The sequence below is a fragment of the Streptomyces sp. NBC_01298 genome (genome assembly GCF_035978755.1).
Lineage (GTDB): Bacteria > Actinomycetota > Actinomycetes > Streptomycetales > Streptomycetaceae > Streptomyces.
Map to the genome: position 1 here is coordinate 2323600 of NZ_CP108414.1, position 25418 is coordinate 2349017.

A 25418-nucleotide genomic window follows, 5' to 3' on the forward strand; every position below is an offset into this window, starting at 1 on the left:
ACCGGGCGGCACGGGCTGGCACCGGAATAGCCACTTCCGGAGGCCAACCGGACTGGTCACTCGCCTGGTGCACGTCATCGCGGAGCCCAACGGCGAAGTCTCCGAGCTCAGCTCACGGATCGAAGTGGCAGCTCAGGCCACCTCGCCGGCTTCGCGTGCCCGGCACGCCGGATCCAGGTCGGCGGCTTGGCCTGGATCGGGCCACTTCTTTCCGCCGCCATCTCGCGGATGCTGGATCACTCCGAGAAGGAGAGAAGGTTCCGGACGAGCCGGTGGGCCAGGGAGTCGGTGGTCTGTCGTGCGAGCGGGGTGTCGGCGTGGAGGCTGTTGAGGTGCAGCCCGCTGTGGTTGCGGTGGAACCACAGGAAGCTTCCGTTGCAGGCCGGGGACCACACGTGCACGGTGGCGGTACGGGTCGATGGATGCTCGGCCCCGGGCGTGGTGCGGAAGTCGAGGTAGGAGAAGAAGCTGGCGGGGCGGTGGGCGTCGCTGGTGGCGTCCGCGCGGCGGAGTAGTTGCTGTGCGCGAACGGAGTGCACGTCGGCTTGTTGGCGTGCCGGTTCGTATCCCGCGCGTGCCAGGGCGAGTCGGGTGGCGAGGGAGGCGCGGCGGGGGGCGGGGATCGCGAGGGGAAGGGCGTTGATGAACCAGCCGATGGAGCGGGAGTAGCGGTTTCGTCCACGCCGGTTGATGGGCATGAGCGCCCGGTAGATGTCGGGGCCGCCTTCTTCCCGGACGGAGGCCGCCGTCGCGGCGAGGAGTCCGGTCAGCAAGCTGCCGCCGGATGTGCGGCACGCTGTCTCCAGCTGGTCGGTCAGGGGGCCGGGCAGCAGGGTGCGGGTGCGGTTGACCGGCGGGTACACGTGGTCTGGTGGGACGCCGAGGTCCAGGGGGAAGGCGGGGAGGTGGTCCCCGCCGTGGGTGAGGAACTCGCGCCAGTGCTGTAGTTGTTCGTCCTGTGCGCGCAGGGCGAGGTTGTGGGTGCGTTCCTCGCGTGCGAAGTCGATGTAGCTGCCGGCCGGAGTGGGGTCCGGCCGGCGTCCGTGTGTCAGGTCTTCATAGGTGCGGGCGAGGTCGGCGACGGTGATGGGGGCGGAGATCACGTCGGCCACGAGGTGGTCGTAGACCACGTGGACCGTGGTCGAGCCCTCGCGGACGATGGCGCCCGCGACCATCAGGGGCCCTGTGGCAGGGTCGACGAGTTGGAGGAGTTCGTGCAGGTGGGCGCGGGTGGCGACGCGTGAGAGGCGTGGTCCCGCATCGACACGCTCCAAGTGCGCCTCTTCTGGAGTGCGGACATGGATGGATACGCTCCGTGCGGTGCGGCGGCAGCAGGTGCGGAGCACCTCGTGCCGGTGGACCAGGTGCATCAGTGCGGCTTCGAGTGCCGGCAGATCGACGGGGCCGGTCAGTTCGAAGGTGCAAGCGATGGCGAGGCCGAAGGGCGGCGGCTGGTCGGCCAGTTGCGCGGAACAGGCTGCGGCCAGATGGGCCGCCTGGTTGTAGCTCGCCGGCCGACGGGAACCCGGATCCGCAGGTAGGTCCGGGAAGGAGATCCGCCAGGTGTAGGCGTGGCCGGGTTCGATCTCGGCCGCCTCGGCGGGGATCTGCATCACGTCGCGTCCTGGATGGTGGTGGTGTCGTCGGTGCGGACCGGCACGCTCTCGTAGCAGCGGTCGACGAGCACGCCCTGTCGGTGGAGCGCGGTCTTCGCGGTGGCGAGGCGGATGTCGGGGAACCGGCCGAACAGGGCGGTGAGCGCGCCGGCGGCCTGGACGCGGGCGAGGGGGGCGCCGGGGCAGTAGTGCGGGCCCAGTCCGAACGCGAGGTGGGCGCCGGGGCGGTGCGGGTGCGCGGTGTCGGGTTCGGAGTAGGAGTCGGGGTCGCGGTTGGCGGCGGCCAGGGCGATCAGCACCACGGCGCCCTGCGGGATCAGGGTGTCGCCGACAGTGACGTCCTCCAGGGCGAATCGCCAGGTGGCGACCGGGAAAGGGCTGGTGAGGCGCAGTAGCTCCTCGGTGAGGCGGGTCGCGTCGGCGCCGGCGTGCAATGCCCGGCGCAGTTCGGGGCTCTGCATGGCTTCGACCGCGCCGGAGGTGATCAGGGCGGTGGTGGGGGTAATGCCGCCGGAGAACAGGCCCCAGGCCACGGAGAGGAGCTCCTCGGCCGACAGGCGGCCCTGGCGGTGAGCGACGGTGAGGCGAGTGAGGACGTCGTCGCCGGGCCTGCGCCGTTTGTCGCCGAGGACGCGGGACCACAGTCCGAACAATTCGGTGCGGTGTTTTCGAACGGTGGGGTTCTCGGGGTCGGCGGCGCTGATCATCGTCAGCGTCAGGCTGGTCAGGCGGTGCTGCAGATCTTCCGGGATCCCCAGGAGGGTGGTGGTGACCCGGACGGCAAGGGGGCGGGCGTAGTCGGCGACCAGGTCGGGATGGTCGGCTCCGGCCAGGGAGTCGAGGAGTTCGGCGCAGGTGCGGGTGATGAAGGGCTGCCAGCGCTGTGCGGCCGTGCGGGTCAGCAGGGGGGCGAGGATCGCCCGCAGCCGTTGGTGGGCGGTGCCGTCGCTGTTGAGCAGGTGGCGGCCTTCGGCCGAGAAGAGGTCGTCGGGGTAGCGCAGGCCGCCGAACCCCTGTCGGGGGTCGGGAAGCCGGCGCATGTCGTGGGCCAGGCGGCCGTCGGTCAGAGCCTGTCGCGCCTCGGCTGCACCGGTGATCATCCAGGCGACGAGGCCGCCGGGCAGGACGACCTGCTGAGCGGGTGCCTGCTCGCGCAGTTCCCGGAAGGTCGTGTCCGCGTCCCAGAACATGGGATCACCGGTCACCAGCCGGGGGTACGGGCATGCCCCCGCGACAGGGCTCGGAGCTACCGGCGGGCAGAGGGACACCATGAGGAGGGTCGTTTCCCTTCTTCTGTCGGGCGCGGGCCGGGGGGTCAGGCGGGGGTGAGAACGACGGGGAGGGCTTCCACGCCGCGGACGGTGGCGGTGGTGTCCTTGTGCCGGACCGGGCCGGAGGCCAATTCCATGGCACGGGTCCGGGCGAGCAGCCGGCCCAGAGCCAGGGACGCTTCCAGCCTGGCGAGGGGCGCGCCGAGGCAGTAGTGGATGCCCGCGCCGAAGCTCAGGTGCGGATTGTGTACGCGGTCCAGGTCCAGTCGGGCGGGTTCGGCGAACACGCGGGGGTCGCGGTTGGCCGATCCGATGAGCAGAGCCGTCGGAGTTCCTGGCGCCAGTGATGTGCCCGCGATCACGGTCGGACGCTGCACCGTGCGGAAGGTGATCTGGATCGAGGAGTCGTAGCGCAGCAGTTCGTTCATGGCGCCGCCGTCCAGCCGACCGCCGTCGACGCGGTCGCGCGCGGCGGCGAGCTGGTCCGGGTAGCGCAGCAGGGCCAGAGCACTGTTGGCGATGACATTGGCGGTGGTCTCGTAGCCGGCCAGTAGCAGCAGGGCACACATCGGCAGCAGGTCACGACGGGTGAATCCCGTGTCCAGGTCGGCTTCGGCGGCCAGGGCACTGAGGGCGTCCGGGCCAGGGCGCCGGCGCCGTTCGTTGATCTTGCGGTGCAGGTAGGCGACGAACTTACCGGCCGCCGAGTGGGCCGTGGCAACATCGTGGTCGGTGAGGGCATAAGCCGGGTCGAGGAGCCGGGCGACGGGCGGTGTCTGCTCCCGGATCCACGCCTGGTCCTGCTCGGGAAGCGCGAACAGGCCGCAGACCACGCGGAGCGACAGCGGGTAGGCGAAGTCGGCGAGCAGGTCGACCTGTCGTTTCGACAGTGCCTGGTCGAGGAGTTCGTCGACGGCGGCGGTGATCTGTGGGGCCAGTGCGCTGACGGCGGCGGGGCTGAAGAAGCGTGCGGCGAGTCGGCGCAGCGGTCCGTGGTGGGGCGGGTCCATGCCCAGGAAGGAGAAGATCCGGTTCGGTGCGGTGAGCGGACCGTGGCCGAGCCGGTTGTCCCGCAGTGCGTGTGAGACGTCCGCGTGTCGGGTCACCACCACCAGACCGTGCGGCCCTTCGCACAATGCGGCGGCCTCGCGCGCCGCGGTGTAACGGGCGTACGGGTCGGCGTGCAGGGCGGGATCGAAGGGGTCGAAGAACGGGTGGAGCGCCGTTTTCGGCCCGGTGGTCGTCGAGGGGTTCATCGGCTGGGTCTTTCGCAACGGAGCGTCGGCGCGTACGTACGCGGATCTGGGCAGTGCCCGGTGTGGCGGCGCCCCGGGACGCCACCACACCGGGCGCTTGGTCACGGCGTGTAGAGGACCTGGCCCTGCTCCGTGGTGTGGATCTCCCCGGTGGGGTCGGGGACCTCACGGACGGAATGCCCGGTGATGGAGACGGTGTAGCCGCCGAAGCGGGTGCTGGCGGCGTCGTTGACGCCCTTGATCGTGAACTTCAGGACGCCGTCGTCGCCCACCTCCGTGCCGAAGTCGGTGAACGTGCCGGTGGTGACCTTGCCGTCCGACCACTCCACCCTGCTTCGGCTCTCAGGCTTGGCGTCCGCTGTCGGGGAGGGCAGCGTGCCGCTGAACTCGGTCTTACCTTCGAGGTAGGGCTCACCCTGTTCGTTGCGGCACGTGATGGTTCCCGTGCCGGTGAAGCGCGTCGGACTGCCGAGCTGCGGGGCCTGGAGCGTGCCGCGGGCGGTGCTTTCGCAGACGACGGACTCCGCCGCGGCAGGCTTCGCGGCGGCAGCTGGCGCCAGGAGCGCCGTACCCGCGCACAGGGCCGCGGCGCAGACGGTGAGGATCTGCAGGTGACGGGTGTACCGGGCCGTGCGGGGGAAGGGATGCATGGTGGTGCCCTTTCGTTGGATGAAGTGGTGCGAACTGTCCGGAGAGTTCTCGGGACCGGGTGGGGGGTGGCACGGCCCGGAGGACCTGTGCTGTCGTGCCGGGTGCGGGGCAGGGTCAGGGGTCGAGCACGACGGGAAGGTCAGTCCAGCCGCTCACTGTGATGCGGTCGTCGGGACACGGCGGGCCGGCGGGCGCCATGCGGGGAAAGCGCCGTAGCAGAGCGGGCAGGACGAGTGAGGCTTCCAGGCGTGCCAGTTGGGCGCCCAGGCAGTAGTGGGCGCCACCGCCGAAGGAGAGCAGCCGGCCCGCCGGGCGGTCGGGGTCGAACACGTCCGGATCGGTGAAGTGGGCGGGGTCCCGGTGCGCTTCGGCGATGAGCGCCATGACTTCCCGGCCTGCCGGGACCCGCACACCGCCGACCGTCACCTCGTGCCGGGCGACGCGCGTGATCAGCCGAACGGGAGGGGCGAGACGCAGGGACTCGCTGATCGCGGCGTCGACGCGGGACGGTTCGCCGGAAGCCACCGCGGTTCGCGCCGGCGACGTCATGAGCGCGGTGATCGCGTGGTCGAGCAGCGTCACCGTGGTGTCGAAACCGGCGGTCAGCGCGAGGGCGAGAGCGGAAGCCGCCTCGTCGTCGTCGAGCAAGCAGGCGACCGACGACGCCAGGTCCTCTCCCGGCCGCGCCCGTCGTTCGGCCACCAGCCGGTCCAAGTAGGGCCGCAGGGTCTCGGCGGCGCGGTCCGCCTCCCGTAGTGCGCGGAGGCCGACCATGGGGTCGAGCAGCGCCAGCAGCGGCTGCACCAGCTCGTAGAGGAACGGCGCGTCCTCCTCAGGGAGGCCGATGAGGGCGCACTGGGTGCGGCAGGTGACCGGAAGGGGGAGCAGCGCGTGCAGATCGACGACGTCACCGTGCGGCCGCGCGTCGAGCAGATCCAGACATTCCTCGGTGGCGGCGTACACGGTCTCACGCAAGGAGCGAAGGCGCGCCGGGCTGAAGGCGGGCGACGCTGCCTTCCGCAGCCGCTGGTGGCTCCCTCCGTTGTGGAACACCATGCTGGTGCCGAACAACCGCATCCCGGGACTGCGCCGCCAGCCGGGACGGTGCCCGTCGAACCAGGCGGCGTCCTTGGCCACGAACGCCGGATCGCGGGCGATCACCGCCACGTCGGCGTACCGACTGAACACCAGGACCTCGCTCCCCGGCCGCCGCCCGCGATCCGCTCGGCCGGCGGACGGCGCGGGAGCAACCCAGGCCGAGGGCGAGCACGGCTCCTGCTCCGTGCCGTCCGGCATTCGTTGCGTGGTGTTCGGCACGCGGCCTCTCCCCTTGCGCTGCGAGCGCCCGGACGGTCCCGGGCGACGTGAAACAGGGCCTTAAAGGGCAACGATCACCGGTCACCGAGGGCACGGCGCCAGCGACGAATGACTCCTCAAGGCCGCACGCCGACCGCGCGCGCGGACCGGCCTCGTCGCGCGACGGGTGGGGCGGGGGCGGCCCGGGCATGCCGGATTCAGGCGGCGCCGAATACCAGCGCGGCGTTCTGCCCGCCGAAGGCGAAAGACGTCGACAGTGCTCGGCGGAAGTCCACCCTGCGAGGGCTGCCGGTGACGATGTCCAGCTCACAACCAGGGTCCTGGCGGCTGATGTTGGCCACTGGCGGCACCTCCTGCCGCTCCAGGGCGAGCACGGTGACCGCGGCCTCGATGGCTCCTGCCGCGCCCAGCGCATGGCCGATGACGCCCTTGGTCGCGGTCACCGGAGGCATCCGGTCGCGGAAGACCCGCCGGAGCATGCGGGCCTCCGCCGCGTCGCCCAACCGGGTCGAGGTGCCGTGCGCATTGACGTGACCGATATCGCCCGGCGTGCATCCGGCGTCGGCCAGAGCCTGCCGAACGGCCTGCTCCGCACCCGCGCCCTCAGGGTGCGGGGCGGTCACGTGGTGGGCATCGGCGGAGGACCCGTACCCGCACAGCAGTGCGCGGCTGCGTGCCCCCCGTGCCCGCGCGTGCCCGAGGCGTTCGAGAACGAGTACGGCGGCCCCCTCGCCCAGAACGAAGCCATCGCGGTCCCGGTCGAAGGGGCGCGAGGCCAGTTCGGGCCTGTCCGTGCGCGCAGACAACGCCCGCATCTGGGAAAAGCAGGCGGCGGTCATCCGCGACCACGACTCGCTGCCGCCGGCCAGGACGACATCGCACATGCCGCCGAGCAGCAGGCTGCGGGCAACCCCGAGCGCGTTGCTGCCCGAGGCGCACGCGCTGGAGAGCGTGAAGTTCGGCCCCTGAGCCCCGATGTCGAGGGCGATCTCCCCGGCAACCATGGACGGGACGCTGCGGGGCAGAGCGAGCGGCGAAACCGCGGCGGACCGGTCCTCGGCAAGGCGCGTGAACTCGGCGACGTACGTCCGCAGACTGTTCGAACCCACCCCGAGCACCACACCGACCCGCTCCGGCGAACCGTCCGCGACCTGCAGGTCCGCGTCCACCACGGCACGGCGGGCGGCCGCGATCCCCAGGTGGGCGAACCGGTCCAGGCGGCGCGTGAGCCGTCCACCGAGTTCGACGACGGGATCAAAGTCCCTTACGTCGCAGGAGATGTCGACCTCGAGGCCCGCGAACTGCGGGTTCCTCGCGGCCAGCGAACGCCCCGCGCACAGATTCGTCCAGTTCGTGCCGACGTCACAGCCCGCCGGAGTAAGGAGGCCGAGACCGGTGACGGCCACCGGCTCACCCACCACTCACCCCGCGGAGCCGAAGACCCGGGACCGACGAGTCAAGCCCCCGGCCGGCGACGAGCGGCGCCCGATCACCGTCGGTGGTCATCGAGCCAAGAATCCCGCGATCATCCGGGCCACCTGGTCCAGCGACTCGGACCCTGAGACGTCGACGAGCCGACTGCCCAGTTCGACGCCGGTGCGCTCCTCAAGGACCGTCCCCAACTCCATCAGGGCAAGGGAGTCCAAACCCAGGTCATCGAGAGTGGCCGTGAGGGCGAGCGAGTCGGCCGGGAACCCGAACAACTCCTCCATGAGGCTGCGAAGGCTGTCCGGGCCGAACCCCTCCAACGTCCGTTCAGTCATCGCTCCGTCTTCCCTTCCGAGCGGCTGTGTCGACGGGCCAACGACACCGAGGACAGACGGTCACGGTGCCGGGACACGGCTTCCGTGAGGACCCCACGCCGTGCGCCGACACCACCGACCGCCTCACGACGGCCCGGCATGCCACCGCTCCGCAGGCGTCCAGCCAAGGCGAACCCAAAACGCCACGAGATGATCTTGAAGCGTCGCAGGGCGATGCCCGTACAGCCAACGGTGGCGGACGATGTTGCTGTCAGACATTTTGGCAGGCTGTGATTGGGTCCGGTGACGGTGAAGCCTGTCCGAATCGGGTGGTGCTTTTCCCAAAGCCCTCCCTGCCTTCCCTGGGGATGGAAGCGTGACTGCATCACCCCCTCTTCCTGAGGGCGGTCCGTGTCAGAAAGGCTGTTCATGATCGCCGGCAAGTACGACCTGCTGTCTGACCCCAGTGACAAGTTCTATGACGAGTTCCTCCAGGCGGCGGGGGTCAGCGAGGCTCACCGCGAAGCATGGAACATGATCAGGCCCTCGATGGAGATCATCCGCAGCGAGGGCGACCAATGGCTCATCAAGACGACGTCCGAACTGAGCAACGAAGAGACCCTCTTCACCTCCGGCGTCGAGACCCCGACCCAGTTCTTCGGGGCGGACACCGACTCGGTCTTCACCGTGGAAGGCAGCACCAAGATCGTCCACAAGTTCACCGCGGGCGGCAAGGAATCCCAGATCGTCTACGAGTTCGCTCCTGACGGGATGACCAGCACCCACGCGAGCCAGGGGAAGGCCGCTGTCCGGAAGTACAAGCGGGTCGCCTGAGCACCAAGCGGGCCACGTCCCGCGCCGTGCTGAGCCATCGGCAGGCGCGTAAGGAGGACGGGGCGAGCCTCCCTCGGCTTCCCCATGACACGCGGAGGCCCTGACCTTCCCCGGCTGGCCGGGTCCTTCGTCCTGCCGGGCGGTCCTTCGTGCAGACGGGAAGAGCAGACCCGCGAGCGCGAACGATCAGAGCGTCAAGATCATCCCGTGGCGGTTTTGGAGCTCCCTTGGCTGGACCCTCAGGAGACCGGCCAGCTGTCCCACTACTGGCCGTTCCAATCCCTCCTGAGGGCCGACGGCCGTCGCCACGGTGAACGTGAGTAGCTGGTGTCGGCGTGATCAGAGAGCGGCTCGAGGCGGACCGCGCCGACGGTCACGAAGTCACCCTCCGGGTGGGCCTGCCGCACGGTCAGCATCGCCGTGCCGCTCAGCCGCCAGTCCCGGCCGATGTGCCCGCACCGGCAGGTGTAGATGGCGCCGTCGGCGGCCGCCATCAGGCCGTGGCCATGTCGCATCGGGCACAGTGCAGGGCCATCCGGGAGCCGCTGAGGTCTTCGGACGTCAGGAAGTACAGGCGGCCCGGCACGGTGAGCACCCCGGTGCTGCTCGGGGCGGTCGCGGTGATGTCCACGGCCAGCACGGTACGGGGCGGTCAGGCCGCCCTGCGGTTGCCTTGGTTGTCGCAGGGCAGGTCGGCGGCCGGGTGGTTCATGGTGAAGTCGCGGGTGGCCTGGCGTTCGACCTCGGCGATCGCGGTCGGCTCGACGTTGATGATGCCGCCGAAGGGCCGGTCGACGTCGCGGATGATGCACAGCGCTGTCGTCAGCAGTGCGGTGATGATGACGAGGGTGATGAGCTGGCCGCGGTTGTTGCGGCGGGGCAGACAGACGCCGAGGGCGATGACGGTGATGGCCAGGGTGGCGAGGAGGAACCACAGGATGACTCCGGGGATGCTCGCCGTCGCCTGCGTGAGGCGTTCCTCCCGCTCCTCGGACCGCTTGTTGTCAGCGGCGATGAGCATGCCAAAGACCGGCTTGCCCTCCACCTCACGGAAGACCCGGCGCAGGTCGGTGGACCACACGCTGGGCGCCGCCGAGCCGTGCCCGTCAGCCATCGCGGGCCACTCCTGGGTGCGTACGGCACGCGCGTAGCAGACCGCGTCCGCCTGGACCTCGGCCCGCTGCGCCGCGGGAGCGTACTCGGCGGATTCGACGAGCTGGTCGACGGCGCGGGCTTCGCCGCGCGCGGCGACCTCGGCCTTGCCGTAGGAGCCGTTGGCGGTGACCAGGACGAAGGCGAGCAGTAGCACGGTTAGCGTGAGCAGCGGCCCGACCAGATCCTTCACTGCCATGCCGGTGTCGTCGTCCTCGTTGAGGAGCCGCGGGCGCAGGTAGCGGTTGGCGGCGAGGCCGGCGAGCAGGGCGAGTACGGCGACGACGATGACAAGGGCCACGGACGGACACCTCCGGGGAGCAAGTGAGAAGACCCCGGGTGTGCGGGGCGCCGGGATCATGTCCCGCGCGGTGTGCCGCCCCCAACAGGGGAAACGTCTCCTCACCTCCGAATGAGGGACACCCTGTATGCCAGACGCTCCAACCCCCGCCGGCCCTGGCAGCCCATGCAGCCGGCCTGCCCAAGCCCAGGCCGCACGTCCGCCAGCTGCCCGGTCAACGCATGCAGAGCTGCGCCGGGGGCTGGCCGGACGGGTGAAGGCGAGCCCCTGCCGCGCGCCGCGCTCAGTCGTAGAGCAGGGAGGCGGAGGACGTGGTCGGGCCCTGGCGGTCGGGTGTGGTGTAGGCGAAGTTGAGGACGGTACGCCGTACCCCCGGGCGTCCCAGTGGGGTGACTCGGTGGGCGGTGAGGTCGCTGCGCAGGAGGTATCCGTCGGCCGGCTGGTGGTGCACACGCCGGGTGCCGGGTGCGTCGAGGGCGGCGAGATCACTGCGTCCTGGGTGGAATTCGAGGAGTCCGCCATCGGTGGGGCGGGGCGGGGCTTCGAGGAAGAGGACCAGGGCGAGGGGGTAGTCGTCGGTGTGGGCGCCGTGGGTGTCCCCGGGCCGGTGCAGGACATTGAGGACGTGCCGCTCGACGGGGTCGTGGACGGCGACGACGGTCTCGTCCAGGAGTGAGGAGAGCAGCCGCATCACACCCTGGTCTTGGTAGGTCTGTGTGATGAGGGGTGAGGTGCGGGCGATGTGGTCTCCGCCGAGGGTGGTCATGTGGCGGGGGCTGTCGTCCATGCACGGCATGCGGAAGTCCCGCCGCACGGCGGCCGCCTCGAGCCGGCCGGCTTCGTTTCCGAGGTCGGCGAGCCCGGTGGGCGTGATGAGTTGGGGCAGGGGGAGGTAGCCGTCGGCGGTGAACTGCCGGCGCAGGGATGTCCAGCGGGGGGATGCGGGCAACGAGAACACGGCCGATGCATCCCTCAGGCCCGGAAGGGACAAACCCGGCCTCGACCATCTGGATGCGTCCGCCCGCCGGACTGACCGGGTCGTCTCCGATCGGTCCGCCGGGCGAACCGCTGCCGGGGGGGGGGGGGGGCCCAGCAGGCCGGCCCACGAAACCGGCTGCCGCGGCCAGGTGTCAGGTGGCGGACCGCGTGGCGTGCGGGCTGCCGGCTAGACCTGAGATGTCCCGCTGCAGGGTGGCCTGGAGTGGTCTTGATCTTGGGTTGGAGCGGTGGCTGTATGGCTGGGTTGGCCCGGGGCGGGAGCGGCGCGACGGCCGCGGGACCGAGGCGACGGGATGGGGCGGTCGTGGCGGTGCGGGGTGTGGACGTGCTGGTGGTCGGGGCCGGGGTGGTGGGCCGTTCGATCGCGTTTGCACTGGCCGCGGCGGAGCCGTCCGTGCGGGTCGTACTGGCCGGTGCGGCCGGCGGCGCGGGAGCATCGCGGGCGGCGGGCGCGATGCTCGGCGCTCTCGGCGAGGTCACCGATCTGGCTGCACGGACCTGGCACGGGCGGTTGCGCACCGACCTTGCGGTCACGGCAGCCGCCCGGTGGCCGGTTTGGCGGCAGCAGGTACGCGACCGCGCGGGCACTGGTGCCCCGCCGGGGGACGGATACGGCTCCGGCACGTTCGTCATCCTGAACTCAGCCTCCTCGGCTCTGGACGACGCCTCCTTCACCGCGATCAGCCGGGCTGCGGCCGAACACAACTTGGGGTGTCGTGCGACGGTCCCGTCGGACATCCCCGGACATCATCCGCTGGACAACGACCGCGCCCTGCGCGCCTGGTACCTCCCCGAGGAGGGATTCCTCGACGCCCGGGCCTGGCTGACCACCCTGGACGCCGCCTTGGCCGCTCTCCCGAACGTGACCCACACACCGGCCGGCACCCTCACCGCCCCGCCTGCCGACGGCTACCTCCTCGATACCCCCGCCGGCGCCTTCCGCGCCCCGCGCGTAGTGGTGGCGGCCGGCGCCTGGACCACCCCGGTCCTCCAAGCCGTGGACCCGCACCTGCCGGTCGTCCCGGTCCTGGCCGCAGCCGGAACCGCCCTGACCGTCACCGGGCAGGGCCCCCTTCCCGCCGTGATCCGCACTCCCAACCGGGCCTACGCCTGCGGCCTGCACACCGTCCCGCAGGCAGACGGCTCCCGCTACATCGGCGCCAGCGCCCACCCCAGCCTGACCCCGGTCCCCCGTCCCACGGCCGGAGCCCTGCGCTTCCTCCTCGATGCCGCGCTCGGCCAGCTCGACCACCGTCTGGCCACAGCCGCCGTCGCGTACACCCATCACGGCAACCGGCCCATCGCCCTGGACGGGCACCCCGTCATCGGCCCCACCCCCAAAGACGGCCTGTGGGTGGCCTCGGGCACCCACCGCGACGGCCTCCACCTCTCCCCCCTCATCGCGGCCACCCTGGCCGACGCCCTCCTGGCCCCCACCGGCACCGCCACGGCCCTGCCCGGCCCGCTCGCCGCGTTCATACCTTCCCGCCCGCTGATCACGGATCTCACCGCCAAGGAGGCGGCGACCGAGGCCGCAATTCACCACAGGGCGCTCGCGGCCGAGGCCCGCATGCGCCCGCCCCTGACCGGGGCGTGGCCCCGGATGCTGGCCGATTCGTACCAGGCCCTGATGGAGAGCGCGTACGCGGCCATGCCCGACGGGTACGTCCCACCTCCGGACCTTGCCCCCTGGCCTACGAGGAGAGCGGGGCCGCTCTCGCGGAACTGGCCGCCGCCCACCTGGACCGCCACAGCGCCCATTTCGGGTAGGCCGACGGCACGGCCGCAGCGTTCCGCCGTTCCGCGCCGGGCATGGTCGTGGCCACACCGGCCCAAGGGCGGCGGGGTCAAGGTCCAGCCGCCCGGCCTGGGCGAACTGAGAGGGTGACGGGCCGGCGCTAGGCCAGGAGGAATGCGGCTGCGGTGGTGGCGCCGACGCTGGCGCCGGCGGCGGTCTGGGCGATGCTGTGGTAGGTCAAGGCGACGCGGGACCAGCACACTGCCAGGGTGAGGCCGTAGGCGAGGAGCCACCACGGGGAGTGAGTCACGGCAAGCATCGCGGGGATCGCGGAGGCGACCGCGCTGTCGACGCTGATCTTCCAGACGTGGTTGACGGCCAGCAGGACGACCGTCATAGCCCACAGGGCGAGCATCGCGAGGAGGATCCCGGTGGGGGCGTGGCCGAGGATCATGATGATCGAGCCGAGGCCGATGGAGGCCAGGATGACCAGGAAGATCGGGGGGCGCTTGGTGCGGTCGACGATGTTTCGGTCTTCCCAGGTGCCGCGCTTGCGTTCCCACTGGATGTAGGCCGCGGGAACGATCCCGGCGCACAGGGCGCCGAGCAGCCCCCAGGGAATGCCGCTCCAGTTGCCGGCGGCGGCCAGCCCGATGCCCGGCATGCCGACGAGCAGAACGTTGCGCGGCTGGAGCACGTCAGTGACGGTCCGGGCCACCGTAGTGCGGTCCGCACGCCCATCCCCCTCAAGGCGAGGCTGCCCGTCCGGCTGGTGTGGCTGCTGGTGTTCGTGTGTGTCGGCAAGCACGGGTCCGTCAGACGGTGTGGCGGTCATGTCCTTCTTCCTCTGCAGCATCGTCGTCGGGCCTACAGTCCCAGCCGTCGCTGTCGCGAGGCGTAACTTTCCAGCGCCTGGCGCAGGTCTTCCCGGGTGAAGTCGGGCCACAACCGCTCGCAGAAGTACAGCTCCGACTGCGTTGTCTGCCAGGTCAGATACCCCGACAAACGCTGCTCGCCCGAGGTGCGGATCACCAGGTCCGGGTCCGCGAGCCCGGCCGTGCCCAGGTGGGACGCGAACTCCCCCTCCCACCAGGACAGATCCCCGGCCGACTCCTGTGGCCCCCGGTCGCGGAACTTTTCCGCCAGGGACCGGGCCGCGGCGACGATCTCCCGCCGGCCGTCGTAGGCCACAGCGATATTGGCCTGCACTCCCTCCACCTGCTCGGTGCGCCGCTGCACGTCCTCGAACGCGGCCGCGACAGGCGCGGGCAGCAACTCCAGGGCTCCGATCACCCGGACCCGCCAGCGCTGCGCCTCGGCGAGACGCTCGCACAGGCTGATGAACGACTCGTAGAGACCGGCCAGCTCCTGGGGGCTGCGCTGCAGGTTCCTGATGGACAGGATCCACTGCGTCACCATGGCGACCCCTTCCTCCTCGCACCACTGCAGGACATCAGGGATCTTCCCGATGCCGTAGCGGTGCCCCTCGGGCACGCTGAGACCACGCTGGGCAGCCCAGCGCCGATTGCCGTCGAGAACGAGAGCGACATGCGCCGGCACCCCCGGGCGCACAGCGGCAGTGAGTACGGACGGTTCGGTCATGGCGGCTCCCAACCAAAGGCAACGGAAAAGACAAAAATGCAACAGGCCCACGAACAAGGAGGACACGGCACCTCGTGGGACCACGGAATCACTGCTCCAGGAACCCGGTGCCACGGAAGCTGGATCGGGTCACACCGCCAACTGTGCGGAGGAGACGGGTGCAGTGGGGAGAGTCACGTGAGCGGGCGCGTGATCTTCATCCACACGTGTGAATACGCCGCCTCGTGGCAATGGGCGGACACCGCTGTGGGGTGTGTGAGGATCCCCCTCAGCCTCACGGACGCGGCACCCTTTCACGCCCGGCGTGCAAAGCGCTCAGGCGGCTGCTCACGCCGGGTTCGAGGCGAGCAGCACCGCTCCACCGCACCGTTCACTCTTGCCGCAGAGATCCCAGGGCGACCTGATGTCCGCGAGGATCCATCTATCAACTGGCCGCGCACACCGTACCCGGCCCGAGCCAGTCAGGGCCCAGTACCGGGACAGCAGATCAGTTCCTGCTGGCGTCGAGCCGCGAAGCTCTGGACTTTGGCACTGCCCCTGGCGAGCAACTGCTCGCCAGGGGGATCGGTCACTCCCGCTCTGCAGACCAACGAGGCGCCACCACAGCCGACACGGGCTGAACATGGCGATGCCCCACTGGCGACCGAGGGCCGCCGGCGGGGCATCTCTGTGGACGACTCAGACCGGCTGGATGTTCTCCGCCTGCGGGCCCTTCTGACCCTGCACGACGTCGAACTCGACCTTCTGGCCCTCCTGCAGCTCACGGAAACCCTGGGCGGCGATGTTCGAGTAGTGCGCGAAGACGTCAGCCCCGCCGCCGTCCTGCTCGATGAAACCGAAGCCCTTCTCGGCGTTGAACCACTTCACGACACCCGTAGCCATGCTGCTCTCCTCAACGTACGCAGTCGCCGACGCCCGCATACCGCGACCGCCATGCCCGCACCGCACCGCCCGGCCGCGGTCCTGGACGCCGAAACGACCTGTAGCCGCGATCATGGGCGAGCAGCGGCTTGCAACCACGACTGCTCCTTGCAACCACGCTATCGCCCCGAGCGCCCGGTGGTTCAGCAGACACGAACACTGGGACGCCGCGGCCCTCTCCGACACCGCCGAAGTCACTTGCCCTCTGCCCGCGCGCAGATTCCGAGGCGTCACCTTCGGCAAACAGCGCGCGCTGGCCCGTCCTGAACTCGCTGTCAGCGCTGCTGTTTCGGAAGACCCCACTCGCTCCTCGCACGGCCTTCGGCTCTGGTCCGGCGGATGCGGCGCGACCATTCCGGCAGCCACCAATTCGCCCGACCCGCAAGCTGCATGGCGGCCGGCACCAGCAACGCGCGGACGAGGGTCGCATCCAGCAGCACGGTCACCGCCAGTCCGGTCCCCAGCAGTTTCAGCGAGGTGATGCGGGACATGGCCAGGGCGCTCATAGTGATCACCACCACCAGAGACGAGGCACTGATGAGACGTCCGGTGCAGGCCATGCCGTAGACGATCGAGGAACGGCACTCTCCGGTCGCCCTGTACTGCTCCTTGATGCGCGACAACAGGAAGACCTCGTAGTCCACGGATAGGCCGAGGGCGATGCAGATCGTCAGCAGGAGCATGCTGATCTCCAGCTGCCCGGTGACCGTGAAACCGCCCATCCCGAGGCGTCCTTCTTGGAAGACGGGGACCATGCAGCCGATGCCGGCGCTCAGGCTGAGGACGGCAAGGACAACCGTCTTGATGGAGACGAACAGGCCGCCGGTAAAGGACAGCACCACGAGGAACGCACTGCCCCCGGCCAAGAGGGCGGCCAGCGGAACTCGGCGGGCGAGCTCCGCCTTCGTGTCCGCCGTACGGGCAGCGGTTCCGCCGACGACCCGGGGAACGAAGGCAGGCAGTGCACGAATCCGCCCCAACACCCGTTCGGATGCGCTCGCTTGGGAGCCCGAGAGCAGGCGTACGGTCAAGAGCACAGCACCGTCGCGTGCCAAGCGGTGATGTGCCGGAGCCGGCGGGGCGATCCGACTGCCGTCGCGGTAGGAGCCGGTGACCGTGTCCACCCCGGAGACGCCGTCGATCGACGACAGCCCACGAGCGTAACGGTCCACCCTCGCAGCGACACCCGCCGCCCAGGGATCGCCCACGCTCAGCACCACGGGCAGTCTGCTCCCGGCAACCTCCGGAAATTCGGTCCTCACGAGCTCACTGGTCTGTCGCACCTGCGTGGACTCCGGCAGTACGCGCTCGTCGGCAACACCGAACTGCGCCTTGTTCAACGGCATCGCGCAGCTCAGCAAGAGCACCGCCGCCAAAACACCCCACAGCACAGGGCGCCTGGTGGCGGCGCTTCCCAGCCGCGCCCACAGCCTGCTGTACCCGGGAACGGTCGGGATCAACTTGGGCGCGTCCAAGGTCTTGTCCGCCTGACACGGCAGCACCCTTCGCACCCGGTCGAACAGCCATCGATCCATTCGTGCGGCAGGAAGCATACTGACCCGCAACAGCACCGGGTAGACAAAGACCGCGGTCAACGCGGCGAAGGCGACCACGGCGATGCCACCGGCTGCCAGTGAACGCAGAAACGGCACCGGAAAGACGAGCAGTGCCGCCAGGCAGGCGATGACCGTGGCGGCTGAGAACAGCACGGCATGCCCGGCCGACCGGACCGCCATGACGACGGCGTCGGCTACCTCCGCTCCTCGCGCCATCTCCTCACGACAGCGCATCAGAACAAGGAGGCCGTAGTCCACCGAGAGGCCGAATCCGAGTGCCGCTGTGACGTTGACGGCGAACACGGAGACGGGCATCACGAGCGTTAGTCCGTTCAGCACCGCCAGCGTCGCCGTGATGGAGACGACCGCGATCACCATCGGCAACAACGCCAGCGCGGCCGAACGCAGGGTCACCATCAGGATGACCAGCACGAAGGGCGCGGCGGCCATCTCGGCACGGCGTAGGTCCTCTCTGCTCAGCCGGACTGCCTCCGCATTGCTCCACACGGGTCCGGCCACGGCCACGGAGACGCCCCCGTGCGTTCCCGCCAGGCGCGGGACGATGCGCTGCGCCGTGTTGACCGCCTGCACCCCGCTTCCGGTCAGCTCGACACCGATCAGGGCGGCATGCTCGTCACGAGACAGCAGAGCGGGCAGTGCCGTGTCCCAATAGCTCCACACCCGTGCCACGCCCGGTTGATCGGCTGCCGCGCGGGCCAAGGCACGGCCCTGGGCGGCCATCTCGCCATATTTCATCGAGGTTCGGCCGGAGACCAGGAACATCAAATCGGCGGACGGCTGGTCGAATTCTTCTTCAATCACACGGTCAGCCCGGTCGGACTCGGTCCCGGTGGCGGTGAACCCGGACGGAGTCAACCGGGATGAACACCCGATCACAGCCGGAAGGAGAGCCAGCCCCAGCACCGAGACCAACGCCAGTACCCGCCACGGATTTCCACGAATCCACTTCACCGTGAGCATGGGGAGACTTTACCTATAGGAACGCTCCCCTGCCGGGCATACCCGCGCACTTGCGATAGAAAAGAGACATGAAGACAAAGGTCGACACCTACGCCGCGGGCAGTCGCGCAAAATCTGGAGAACAGCACTATACGATTTCCGTCGCTCGTGACGAAAATACGATCCTCGAAGCCCAGCAGCTGCGCTTCCGAGTATTCAACCAGGAACTCAAATCGAGATATCACGCGGAGCATGGCCTGGAGATGGATGGAGTTGACCAGTATTGCGATCATCTCGTCGTCCGCCGCGCTGACACCGGTGAAATGGTCGGCATGCACCGCCTCCTCCCGCCCAGGGGTGCCGCGCAGGCGGGCGGCCTGACGTCAGAAGCCCTGTTCGATCTGAGTCCGCATCACGCGTTGAGACCGGCGCTCGTCGAGCTCACCCGGGTGTGCGTTCACCCGGACCACCGCACCGGTCCTGTCATCGCCATGCTGTGGGCGGGAACGATCCGATACATGGCGCGCGGCGGCCACGCCTGGCTCTCAGGACGCATGACCTTCCCCCTCTTCGACGGTGGCGCCCTGGCCGCAGCCTGCCGGGAACATGTGGCGGCCGGCGGCCACATCGCGCCTGACCGCTACCACGTACGCCCTCACACCCCCTGGAAGCCCACGGCGAACGACCGCCGCCCCGGCCTTCCGATGCCCCCCAAACTCCGCGGATACCTGCTTGCCGGCACATGGGTGTGCAGTGAGTTCGCCTACGATTCCCAACACGACGAGGTCAGTCTCTACCTCCTGCTCTCCCTTGAGAACACCGATCCGCGCCGGCGGAAGTTCCTCCTGTCACTGGGGGACCGACTGACCGCCTGACGCTCCTGCGAGAGTTCGCCGTTCGGGCCAGCGGCGCAGTGTGATGCGGTAAAGCGTCGAGGCCTGGCGCATGAAGGCGATCTCACTGGCCCGCAGGTAGGTGCGGTACCGCAGGTAGGCGTCGGGACCGACGAGCAGCTGGGCCTCCTCCCGGGCCTGAAACAGCCGGGAGGACCAGCCGCGCAGGGTGCGGGCGTAGTCCGCGCCGTCCTCGCGCAGTCTGGTGATCGCGAAATACGGCTCGCACGCGGTGGCGATCTCGGACAGCCGCGGCAGCGCCGATCCGGGGAAGACCTCCCGTGCGAAGAAGTCGGGTACCGACTCCTCGTGTTCCGCATGATCGGTCAGCGCGATGGTCTGGAGGCTGAGCCGACCGAGCGGCGGCAGCCATCCGGCGCAGCGCGCGAAGAATGCGCGGTAGGCCCCGATCCGTTCGTCACGGGACATGTCCTGATGGGTGAAGTGCTCGAACGCGCCGATCGAGACGATGCCGTCATAAGGCTCTGCCGTCTCGTGGTCCCGCCAGTCCTGGACTTCGACGTCCACGCCGGCCAGCCCGAGCGAGCGCACGTGTGCGTACTGGTCGGCGCTGAGGGTAAGACCGACCGCCTGCCGGACACCGGCCTCCTCGACAGCCGTCCGCAGCAGGCTCCCCCAGCCGCAGCCGATGTCCAGCAGCCGGCCGCCCGCCGTGAGGCCCGCTTGGTCGAGGTGGTAGCGGAGCTTGGCGTGCTGTGCCTTCACCAGCAAATCCGTGCTCCCGGGCGCGCCCGTGATGCCGTCCCACAGGGCGCAGGAGTATGTCAGGCCGGGATCGAGCCACAGGGCGTAGAAGTCCTTGCCGATGTCGTAGTGGGCCTGGATGTCCGCAGCGGTGGCACCGGTGCGAGGGCGTTGGCCGGTCCGGGTGTTCACGGGCCGCCTCTCTCGTCGTACGAAGTGGATGAGTCCGGGCAAGGGAGCAGGACGGGGGGAGCAGCCGCCCTCATCCGGTCGAACAGGCGGCTGGAGCGTTCGGCTCTGGTCCGCAGCTCGTCGAGATGGAGGCCGATGCGGTCACGGGCCTGCTCGCCGGCGGGGCCGAGACCGGAGCGGGTCATCACCCCCAGGGCACGCAGCAGTGGCTGCAGCACATGCCGCCTGTGGATGTCGAGGTCATAGATGCCGAACGCGGCGATCCGCATGGCGCGCTGTCGGTAGCCGGCAATGGTGGTACTCGGCCACTCGAAGGAGCAGATGACGTCGGCGAGGGCGCAGACCGCGCCGTCGGGGTCCATTTCCAGCGCGGCGGTGTACACGTCGCGATAGAAGATCATGTGAAGGTTCTCGTCGGCTGCGATCCGCGCGGTCAGCTGACGGGCCACCGGATCGGCGCAGGCCAGTCCGGTGTTGCGGTGGGCCTCGCGAGTGGCCAGCTCCTGGACGGTGACGTAGGCCAGACCGTGCAGCAGGGACGTGTGGCCGCTGGTGTAGCCGGTGGACACGTGCCGCATGCGCTGGCGTTCCAGGGCCAGGGGGTCCACGGCACGGCGTGCGTGCAGGTAGCCGCGCAGCGCGTGGGCGTGGCGGTCCTCCTCAGCCGTCCAGCGGTGCACCCAGGTGCCCCAGGCGCCGTCACGGCCGAACTGGGTGGCGATCTCGAAGTGGTAGCTCGGCAGGTTGTCCTCGGTCAGCAGGTTGACCGTCAGCGCGTCCGCCACGACCTCCGGGAGCTCGGACTGGTCGGCCTGCCAAGGGGTGCCGTCGAGGGGGCCGTCGAAGTCGGAGGCCCGGCTCCAGGGAATGTAGGCGTGGGGGAACCACTCCGTTGCGGTTGCCAGGTGGCGGTCCAAGAGCTTGGCCACGGTCGGCTCCAGCTCCGCCAGGTGATCGAGAGGGAGGGTCATCACGCAGGCTCCTGATGCGTCGGCCGATGTCAGGGGCGCTGGAACACGAGAGCCGCGTTCTGGCCGCCGAAACCGAAGGAATTGGAGAGCACCGTCTCCAGCCGGGCGGGCCGTGGAACCTTGGTGACGACGTCAAGGTCGATCTCCGGGTCCATCCGGTCGAGGTTGGCGGTGGGCGGGATGAGCTGATGGTGCAGGGAGAGCACCGAGCAGACGGCTTCCACGGCCCCGCTGCCGCCGAGTAGATGCCCCAGGACCCCCTTGGCCGCGGTCACGGGAGGCGGGGTGTCGAAGACCCGGCGCAGCGCCGTGGCTTCCGCGATGTCGTTCATCGGTGTGGCGCTGCCATGGGCGTTGACGTGTCCCACGTCGCGCGGTGCGAGTCCGGCGCCGTCCAGCGCCGCGTGCATGGCCCGGACCGCACCGTCGCCCGCGGGGTGGGGGACCGTCGGGTTGTGGGCATCCCCGGAGAAGCCGTAGCCGGTGAGCCTGGCGTACTCCCGGGCCCGTCGGGCCCGGGCGTGCTCGGACCTTTCGAGGACGAGGACTCCGGCGCCCTCGGACAGGACGAAGCCGTCCCGGTCGGCGTCGAAGGGACGGGACGCTCCGGCCGGGTCGTGCATGCGGGTGGACAGTGCGCCCATGCGCCAGAAGAGTGCCGATCCCAGTCGGTTGCAGCCGGAGTCGGACCCGCCGGCCACGGCGATGTCGCACGCGCCGGATCGGATCAGCATGCTCGCGATGCCGATGGCGCTGGCACCGGACGCACAGGCGGTGGTGACGCCCAGGGTGGGGCCCAGCGCACCGAGCATGGTCCCGACCTCGCCGGCGGCCATGTTCGGCAGGCTGCGGGGCAGGACCGTGGGCGACAGGGCGAGGAGGCGGCCCTTCTCCAGGATCTGGCAGGCCTTGATGGTGGTGTCGTGGCTCGATCCCCCGGTACCGATCACCACCGCGACCCGGCTGCCGTCCCACAGCGCGGAGTCCAGCCCGGCGTCGGCGACGGCCTCCTTGGCCGCTGCGTGAGCGAAGCGGATGAACCGGTCGGTGCGCCACGCCAGGCCGGCAGCCAGGGCCGGCTCGAGATCGGCATCCGCCACCCGGCAGGAGATCGTCACCGGCAGCCCGTCCATCGACGGATCGTGGGTGGCCGTGGGGACGCCGCCGCAGAGGCGGTCCCAAGTGGCGCCGACACCCACTCCTGCAGGCGTGACCATTCCCAGCCCGGTGACGGCCACGGCGTGGCGGTTCATGCGTCGTTCTTCGCAGCGGCCCCAGCCGACCGCAGGACCTGGTCCACGGCAGCGACCGCCTGGGCAAGCGTGGTGTCGAGGTTCATCTGCTCGAGAAGGCTTTCCTGGACATCGACTCCAGTCTGCTCTTCGATCACCACGATCAATTCCATCACGGCAATCGAATCGAGCTCCAGATCCGAAAACCTGACAGACCCGTCTAGTTTCGTCGGATCGATCTGAAAATGCGACTGAAGGAGATCCTTCAGGCGCGCCTCAGTGAATTCCTCGACGATCTGAGAGTCCATAAAAAACCACCGCTTCCGTTGCCCTTCCGGCGTTTCCGGCGAGGACGCCCCTCACTCCTACCACGCCCGCGATCCCCTGAAGAAGTCATTTCTAAAGCGTATACAGAAGTGTTCATTCGTATGCAGCAATTTCCGGGTGCAGGTGCCGCGCGGCATTGGCGAGCTCGCGGGGACGTCTCGGGGCCACGGCAGGGGCTGACAGCAGAGGAGACGTAGAAACCGGCGACAAGGGCCGTGGTCAGGCTCAGCCGACGGGAGCGCGGTGGCGGAAGGACGCGACCGCGATGGTGCGCCTGGTGGTGGCCTCGCTGATGGCGAGGTCGCTCTTCTGGTGGACCGGGTCGTCGGGATCGTACGAGGTGCGCAGCGCGAGGGTGAGGGTGGCGTCCAGGTCGGCGTTGGCGAGGTAGCAGATGCGGGCGTCGAGGAGTGTGCGGTCGAGGAAGGCGCGGTCAGTGCCACCGGAGGCCCGCCATTGGTGGAGCTGAGCACGCTCCACAATGGGGAAGAACGCGGCGAAATAGAGCAGGCCGACCCCGTTGACATCGCGGACGACGTCGACAGGGTGTTCCAGGACGAGGTCGGGTGCCGAACGGGGCCAGTGGGAGCGCGCGGAGTCGGGGAAGACCCCGAGGTCGCGGGCGCGTGCGCAAAGGTGGCGAGGGCTGTCCGCGTGGGGCAGATGCATGTGAGTGAAACCAACCGGTGCGCTGCGCACGAGCGCGACGTTGCTGCGGGGATCGCTGCGCGAGACCCACACGTTGAGGTTCTCGACGTACAGGCAGTCCGGGCGAGGCCGGCTGGACATCTCGTCCGCGTCGAAGGGCAGCGGCGGCTGCCCCTCTGCTGTGATCCGGCGGATCCGATGCACCGTCACCACGGACAGGCGACCGCTGTTGAAGACCAGGGAGTCGACCTCGATGCGTTCGCCGAACGTCAGATCACGGGGATGGAATCGGGAACCGGAGGTGAGGCGGTAGTAATAGAAGGCAAGGTAGGACGGTAGTCCCCGTGCGTCGCGGGCGTTGAACACGTCCAAGCCGCACACCATGCTGACGGTCTGCCACGTCCAGTCGCCCACGCACGCGACCAGGTTCTGCAGGGGCCCACACATCCCAGGTTGCACGATCATCGTCCGGCGCACCGACGCCGGGCCGGTCCGTTCCGCCTCGCAGAAAGGCATGCCCTCTGGAGGAGCCAGCACATCACTCACCACAATCCCCCTTCCAGGCCAGACGGCCCAGGGACGCCGGTAGGTCGCGTCGCAGCCTGCGACAACGAAGATCGTCCCTGCACCCCTCCAAGTCCAAATCTCCTGCCGCTAAATGGACTACCTCGGCATCGAACCAGCTCCACCACGGGTCTGGCCAAGCAGGCAAAGTGTGCACTCCGGGGGAGGACATCGTCGGGGTGGGTCTGGTCCCGCGGAAGGCGTACTGGGTGCAAGGCAGTGCCGGCCCTGTTCCCACGCCGTCAAGCGAGGCGGCCACCCCCTGCCGCAGGGCGGCCCCTTCCCTGTCGGCTGTGGCCAGGTCAGGCCGCGGTGCGAAGTGGCACGGCCTGCGGAACATGCCTACATCCGTCCGAATCTTCATCGTCGCCACCACCCCCTTCCCCTTTCCACCCGCGCCAGGCGGAGTGCGGCTGCGAGCATGCCCGTGCAGGCATTCGCACGGTGGGGAGTTCAGGTGCCACGAGAGCTCAACGAACGGCAGCAACAGGTGCTGCAATGGGTCGGCCAAGGCTGCCCTGACGGCGTGTGGGAGGGGACCGCGCACAAACTCAGCTGCCAAGCTCTTCACAGCCGGGGACTGGTCAAAGTCTCCAGGAGCCAGGGGCGGTGGTCCGTCGCCCTCACCAAGGCCGGCCAGCAATACCTGGACCACGGATCCCCTCCCCCCGATCAGCCTCGCAGTAGAGACACCGTGCCCGCACCACGGGCTGGAACCCTGCCGCCTGAAGTAGCCGAGGGCGAAAAGGTCGGCGTCAAGGCAGCCGCGCCTGTGTCATCGCCGAAAACGAGCCCCCTCCCGCGGAAGAGGGCTAAGACCGTCACCGAGCAGCTCCTGGAGGAGCTCACTGAAGCCGGCGGCCGAATCGTGAAACGCGAAGCCAGCGGTCGGGAGACCGAGAAATGGCCTATCCGTGTGGCCGCAGCACGGCGGTCGGGAAAGATCCCTGCGACCAAGGAACTGCACGCAGGCTGGTGCCGCGACGGATACGAAATCCGGCTCGTCGACACCCCCGCTTGGCGCTTGGCCGTCCTGCCACCCGTCCCCGTACCGGCACGGCTCCCCACTCCACACCCCGTGGTCAGAGCTCTGCGGGCGCACCCCCAGCCCATGGCGCTGACCAAAGGCGTACAGGGCAGAGCCTTCCGCCTCATCCACGCGCTGCTCACCGCAACGCAGAAGCTGGGGCATACCAGCGCGTTCGGAACGGCCGAGAGTGCACCCGCGCCACATCGCCGACGAAACGGCCCTCCCCACTTCACCATCACCACCCAGGGCCAGCGATGCGATTTCCTCATCCTGCAGGAACAAGACCGCACCGAACACGTCCCCACGAAGAAGGAGCTCGCGGACGCCGAGAAGCACTCCTGGGTAAGGATTCCCCGGTACGACACCTCCCCCGCCGACCGCCTGCGAATCTGCGTCAGCGGCGGGCTGCCACACAGGGCCGGGGAGTGGGCCGATACGACTTCACGCCCCCTTGAGGATCAGCTCGCCGAAATCGTGCAGGAAGTGGGACTTCGAGGTGAGGCCGCCGAACGCAAACGACTGGCCGACCTGGAGGCGGCACGGGAGAAGCGGCTGCAATGGGAAGCCGCGATGCAACGGGCAAAGATCGACTTCGCCGAGGCAGCCCGAGTCCAGCACCTCGAAGCGCAGGAACAAGCATGGCGCCGTGCAGCGGGCCTGGCCGAGTACGTCGACGCCCTCCGCCTCCACGCAGAGACCTTGGCGACCGGACCGGAGAGGGACGGAGCCGAGGCATGGATCGCCTGGGCCACCGACCACGTGGAGCGCCTGAACCCGCTCAACGGGACGCTCCGCCTGCCCGACATCCCCGAACCTCGCGCCAACGACCTGCAGCCGTTCCTGCACGGATGGAACCCCTACGGCCCCGGCTACTAGTCGCGAGCCCCCTCGGATTATCACAGAGCGTAATCGGAGAGGAGAAGGCGGATCGCGGGTCTGA

At 69.5% G+C, this 25418-nt stretch carries 24 protein-coding genes; 4 read left to right on the top strand and 20 right to left on the bottom strand.

Annotated features, from left to right (window positions below; translation table 11 throughout):
- Positions 1-236: 236 nt before the first annotated feature.
- From OG730_RS10390 to OG730_RS10420, 7 genes are all read right to left on the bottom strand, one after another.
- Entirely contained in the window at positions 237-1613 is a 1377-nt protein-coding gene (locus OG730_RS10390) for a condensation domain-containing protein (RefSeq protein WP_327309210.1), read from the bottom strand.
- A complete protein-coding gene (locus OG730_RS10395; protein WP_327303980.1) occupies positions 1613-2821 on the bottom strand; it encodes a cytochrome P450 in 1209 nt (402 codons plus the stop codon). The genes OG730_RS10390 and OG730_RS10395 overlap by 1 nt, the downstream gene beginning before the upstream one ends.
- A gap of 110 nt (positions 2822-2931) precedes the next feature.
- The gene (locus tag OG730_RS10400) at positions 2932-4143 is read right to left on the bottom strand and encodes a cytochrome P450 (protein ID WP_327303981.1); all 1212 of its coding nucleotides are present in this window, start codon (positions 4141-4143) and stop codon (positions 2932-2934) included.
- A gap of 101 nt (positions 4144-4244) precedes the next feature.
- Positions 4245-4793: a hypothetical protein gene (locus tag OG730_RS10405; RefSeq protein ID WP_327303982.1), complete on the bottom strand. Its 549-nt coding sequence runs from the start codon at positions 4791-4793 to the stop codon at positions 4245-4247.
- A gap of 115 nt (positions 4794-4908) precedes the next feature.
- Entirely contained in the window at positions 4909-5982 is a 1074-nt protein-coding gene (locus OG730_RS10410) for a cytochrome P450 (protein ID WP_327303983.1), read from the bottom strand.
- A gap of 326 nt (positions 5983-6308) precedes the next feature.
- A complete protein-coding gene (locus OG730_RS10415; RefSeq protein ID WP_327303984.1) occupies positions 6309-7532 on the bottom strand; it encodes a beta-ketoacyl-[acyl-carrier-protein] synthase family protein in 1224 nt (407 codons plus the stop codon).
- Between the two features lie 81 nt (positions 7533-7613).
- Positions 7614-7874, bottom strand: coding sequence for an acyl carrier protein (locus OG730_RS10420; RefSeq protein WP_327303985.1), 261 nt, complete (start codon positions 7872-7874; stop codon positions 7614-7616).
- A gap of 390 nt (positions 7875-8264) precedes the next feature.
- Here OG730_RS10420 and OG730_RS10425 point away from each other — a divergent pair, with 390 nt between their 5' ends.
- Entirely contained in the window at positions 8265-8687 is a 423-nt protein-coding gene (locus OG730_RS10425; protein WP_327303986.1) for a lipocalin/fatty-acid binding family protein, read from the top strand.
- A gap of 263 nt (positions 8688-8950) precedes the next feature.
- Here the strand turns inward: OG730_RS10425 and OG730_RS10430 are convergent, their stop codons facing one another.
- The 4 genes from OG730_RS10430 to OG730_RS10445 form a co-directional block, all read right to left on the bottom strand.
- Entirely contained in the window at positions 8951-9202 is a 252-nt protein-coding gene (locus OG730_RS10430; RefSeq protein ID WP_327303987.1) for a hypothetical protein, read from the bottom strand.
- Entirely contained in the window at positions 9181-9318 is a 138-nt protein-coding gene (locus tag OG730_RS10435; RefSeq protein WP_327303988.1) for a hypothetical protein, read from the bottom strand. Before OG730_RS10435 ends, OG730_RS10430 begins: the two co-directional genes overlap by 22 nt.
- Positions 9319-9339: 21 nt before the next feature.
- On the bottom strand, positions 9340-10140 hold the full coding sequence (locus OG730_RS10440) for a bestrophin-like domain (protein WP_327303989.1): 801 nt from the start codon (positions 10138-10140) through the stop codon (positions 9340-9342).
- Between the two features lie 283 nt (positions 10141-10423).
- Entirely contained in the window at positions 10424-11098 is a 675-nt protein-coding gene (locus OG730_RS10445; protein WP_327303990.1) for a HalD/BesD family halogenase, read from the bottom strand.
- Positions 11099-11443: 345 nt separating this feature from the next.
- Between OG730_RS10445 and OG730_RS10450 the strand changes: the two genes are divergently transcribed.
- Positions 11444-13027 carry an NAD(P)/FAD-dependent oxidoreductase gene (locus tag OG730_RS10450; protein WP_327303991.1) on the top strand — a complete coding sequence of 528 codons (1584 nt, stop codon included), beginning with the start codon at positions 11444-11446 and terminating at the stop codon, positions 13025-13027.
- A 10-nt stretch (positions 13028-13037) separates the two neighbouring features.
- Here OG730_RS10450 and OG730_RS10455 read toward each other — a convergent pair whose 3' ends face one another.
- The 4 genes from OG730_RS10455 to OG730_RS10470 form a co-directional block, all read right to left on the bottom strand.
- On the bottom strand, positions 13038-13595 hold the full coding sequence (locus tag OG730_RS10455) for a phosphatase PAP2 family protein (RefSeq protein WP_327303992.1): 558 nt from the start codon (positions 13593-13595) through the stop codon (positions 13038-13040).
- A gap of 149 nt (positions 13596-13744) precedes the next feature.
- Positions 13745-14479, bottom strand: coding sequence for a polyprenyl diphosphate synthase (gene uppS / locus OG730_RS10460; RefSeq protein WP_327303993.1), 735 nt, complete (start codon positions 14477-14479; stop codon positions 13745-13747).
- Between the two features lie 678 nt (positions 14480-15157).
- Positions 15158-15361, bottom strand: coding sequence for a cold-shock protein (locus tag OG730_RS10465; protein ID WP_254386292.1), 204 nt, complete (start codon positions 15359-15361; stop codon positions 15158-15160).
- 314 nt (positions 15362-15675) lie between these two features.
- Complete coding sequence (locus OG730_RS10470) at positions 15676-17937, bottom strand: MMPL family transporter (protein ID WP_327303994.1); 2262 nt, start codon at positions 17935-17937, stop codon at positions 15676-15678.
- Positions 17938-18005: 68 nt separating this feature from the next.
- Here OG730_RS10470 and OG730_RS10475 point away from each other — a divergent pair, with 68 nt between their 5' ends.
- The gene (locus OG730_RS10475; RefSeq protein ID WP_327303995.1) at positions 18006-18791 is read left to right on the top strand and encodes a GNAT family N-acetyltransferase; all 786 of its coding nucleotides are present in this window, start codon (positions 18006-18008) and stop codon (positions 18789-18791) included.
- Here OG730_RS10475 and OG730_RS10480 read toward each other — a convergent pair.
- The 5 genes from OG730_RS10480 to OG730_RS10500 all read right to left on the bottom strand — a co-directional run bounded on the left by OG730_RS10480 (position 18765) and on the right by OG730_RS10500 (position 23400).
- Complete coding sequence (locus OG730_RS10480; protein ID WP_327303996.1) at positions 18765-19706, bottom strand: class I SAM-dependent methyltransferase; 942 nt, start codon at positions 19704-19706, stop codon at positions 18765-18767. The genes OG730_RS10475 and OG730_RS10480 overlap by 27 nt on opposite strands.
- Positions 19703-20677, bottom strand: a complete 975-nt coding sequence (locus OG730_RS10485) for an acyl-ACP desaturase (protein WP_327303997.1) — start codon at positions 20675-20677, stop codon at positions 19703-19705. The genes OG730_RS10480 and OG730_RS10485 overlap by 4 nt, the downstream gene beginning before the upstream one ends.
- A 29-nt stretch (positions 20678-20706) precedes the next feature.
- Positions 20707-21930 carry a beta-ketoacyl-[acyl-carrier-protein] synthase family protein gene (locus OG730_RS10490; protein WP_327303998.1) on the bottom strand — a complete coding sequence of 408 codons (1224 nt, stop codon included), beginning with the start codon at positions 21928-21930 and terminating at the stop codon, positions 20707-20709.
- Entirely contained in the window at positions 21927-22217 is a 291-nt protein-coding gene (locus tag OG730_RS10495; protein ID WP_327303999.1) for an acyl carrier protein, read from the bottom strand. The genes OG730_RS10490 and OG730_RS10495 overlap by 4 nt, the downstream gene beginning before the upstream one ends.
- Positions 22218-22461: 244 nt before the next feature.
- Positions 22462-23400: an LnmK family bifunctional acyltransferase/decarboxylase gene (locus OG730_RS10500; RefSeq protein WP_327309211.1), complete on the bottom strand. Its 939-nt coding sequence runs from the start codon at positions 23398-23400 to the stop codon at positions 22462-22464.
- Between the two features lie 1159 nt (positions 23401-24559).
- Here OG730_RS10500 and OG730_RS10505 point away from each other — a divergent pair.
- A complete protein-coding gene (locus OG730_RS10505; protein ID WP_327304000.1) occupies positions 24560-25354 on the top strand; it encodes a hypothetical protein in 795 nt (264 codons plus the stop codon).
- Positions 25355-25418 lie beyond the last annotated feature (64 nt).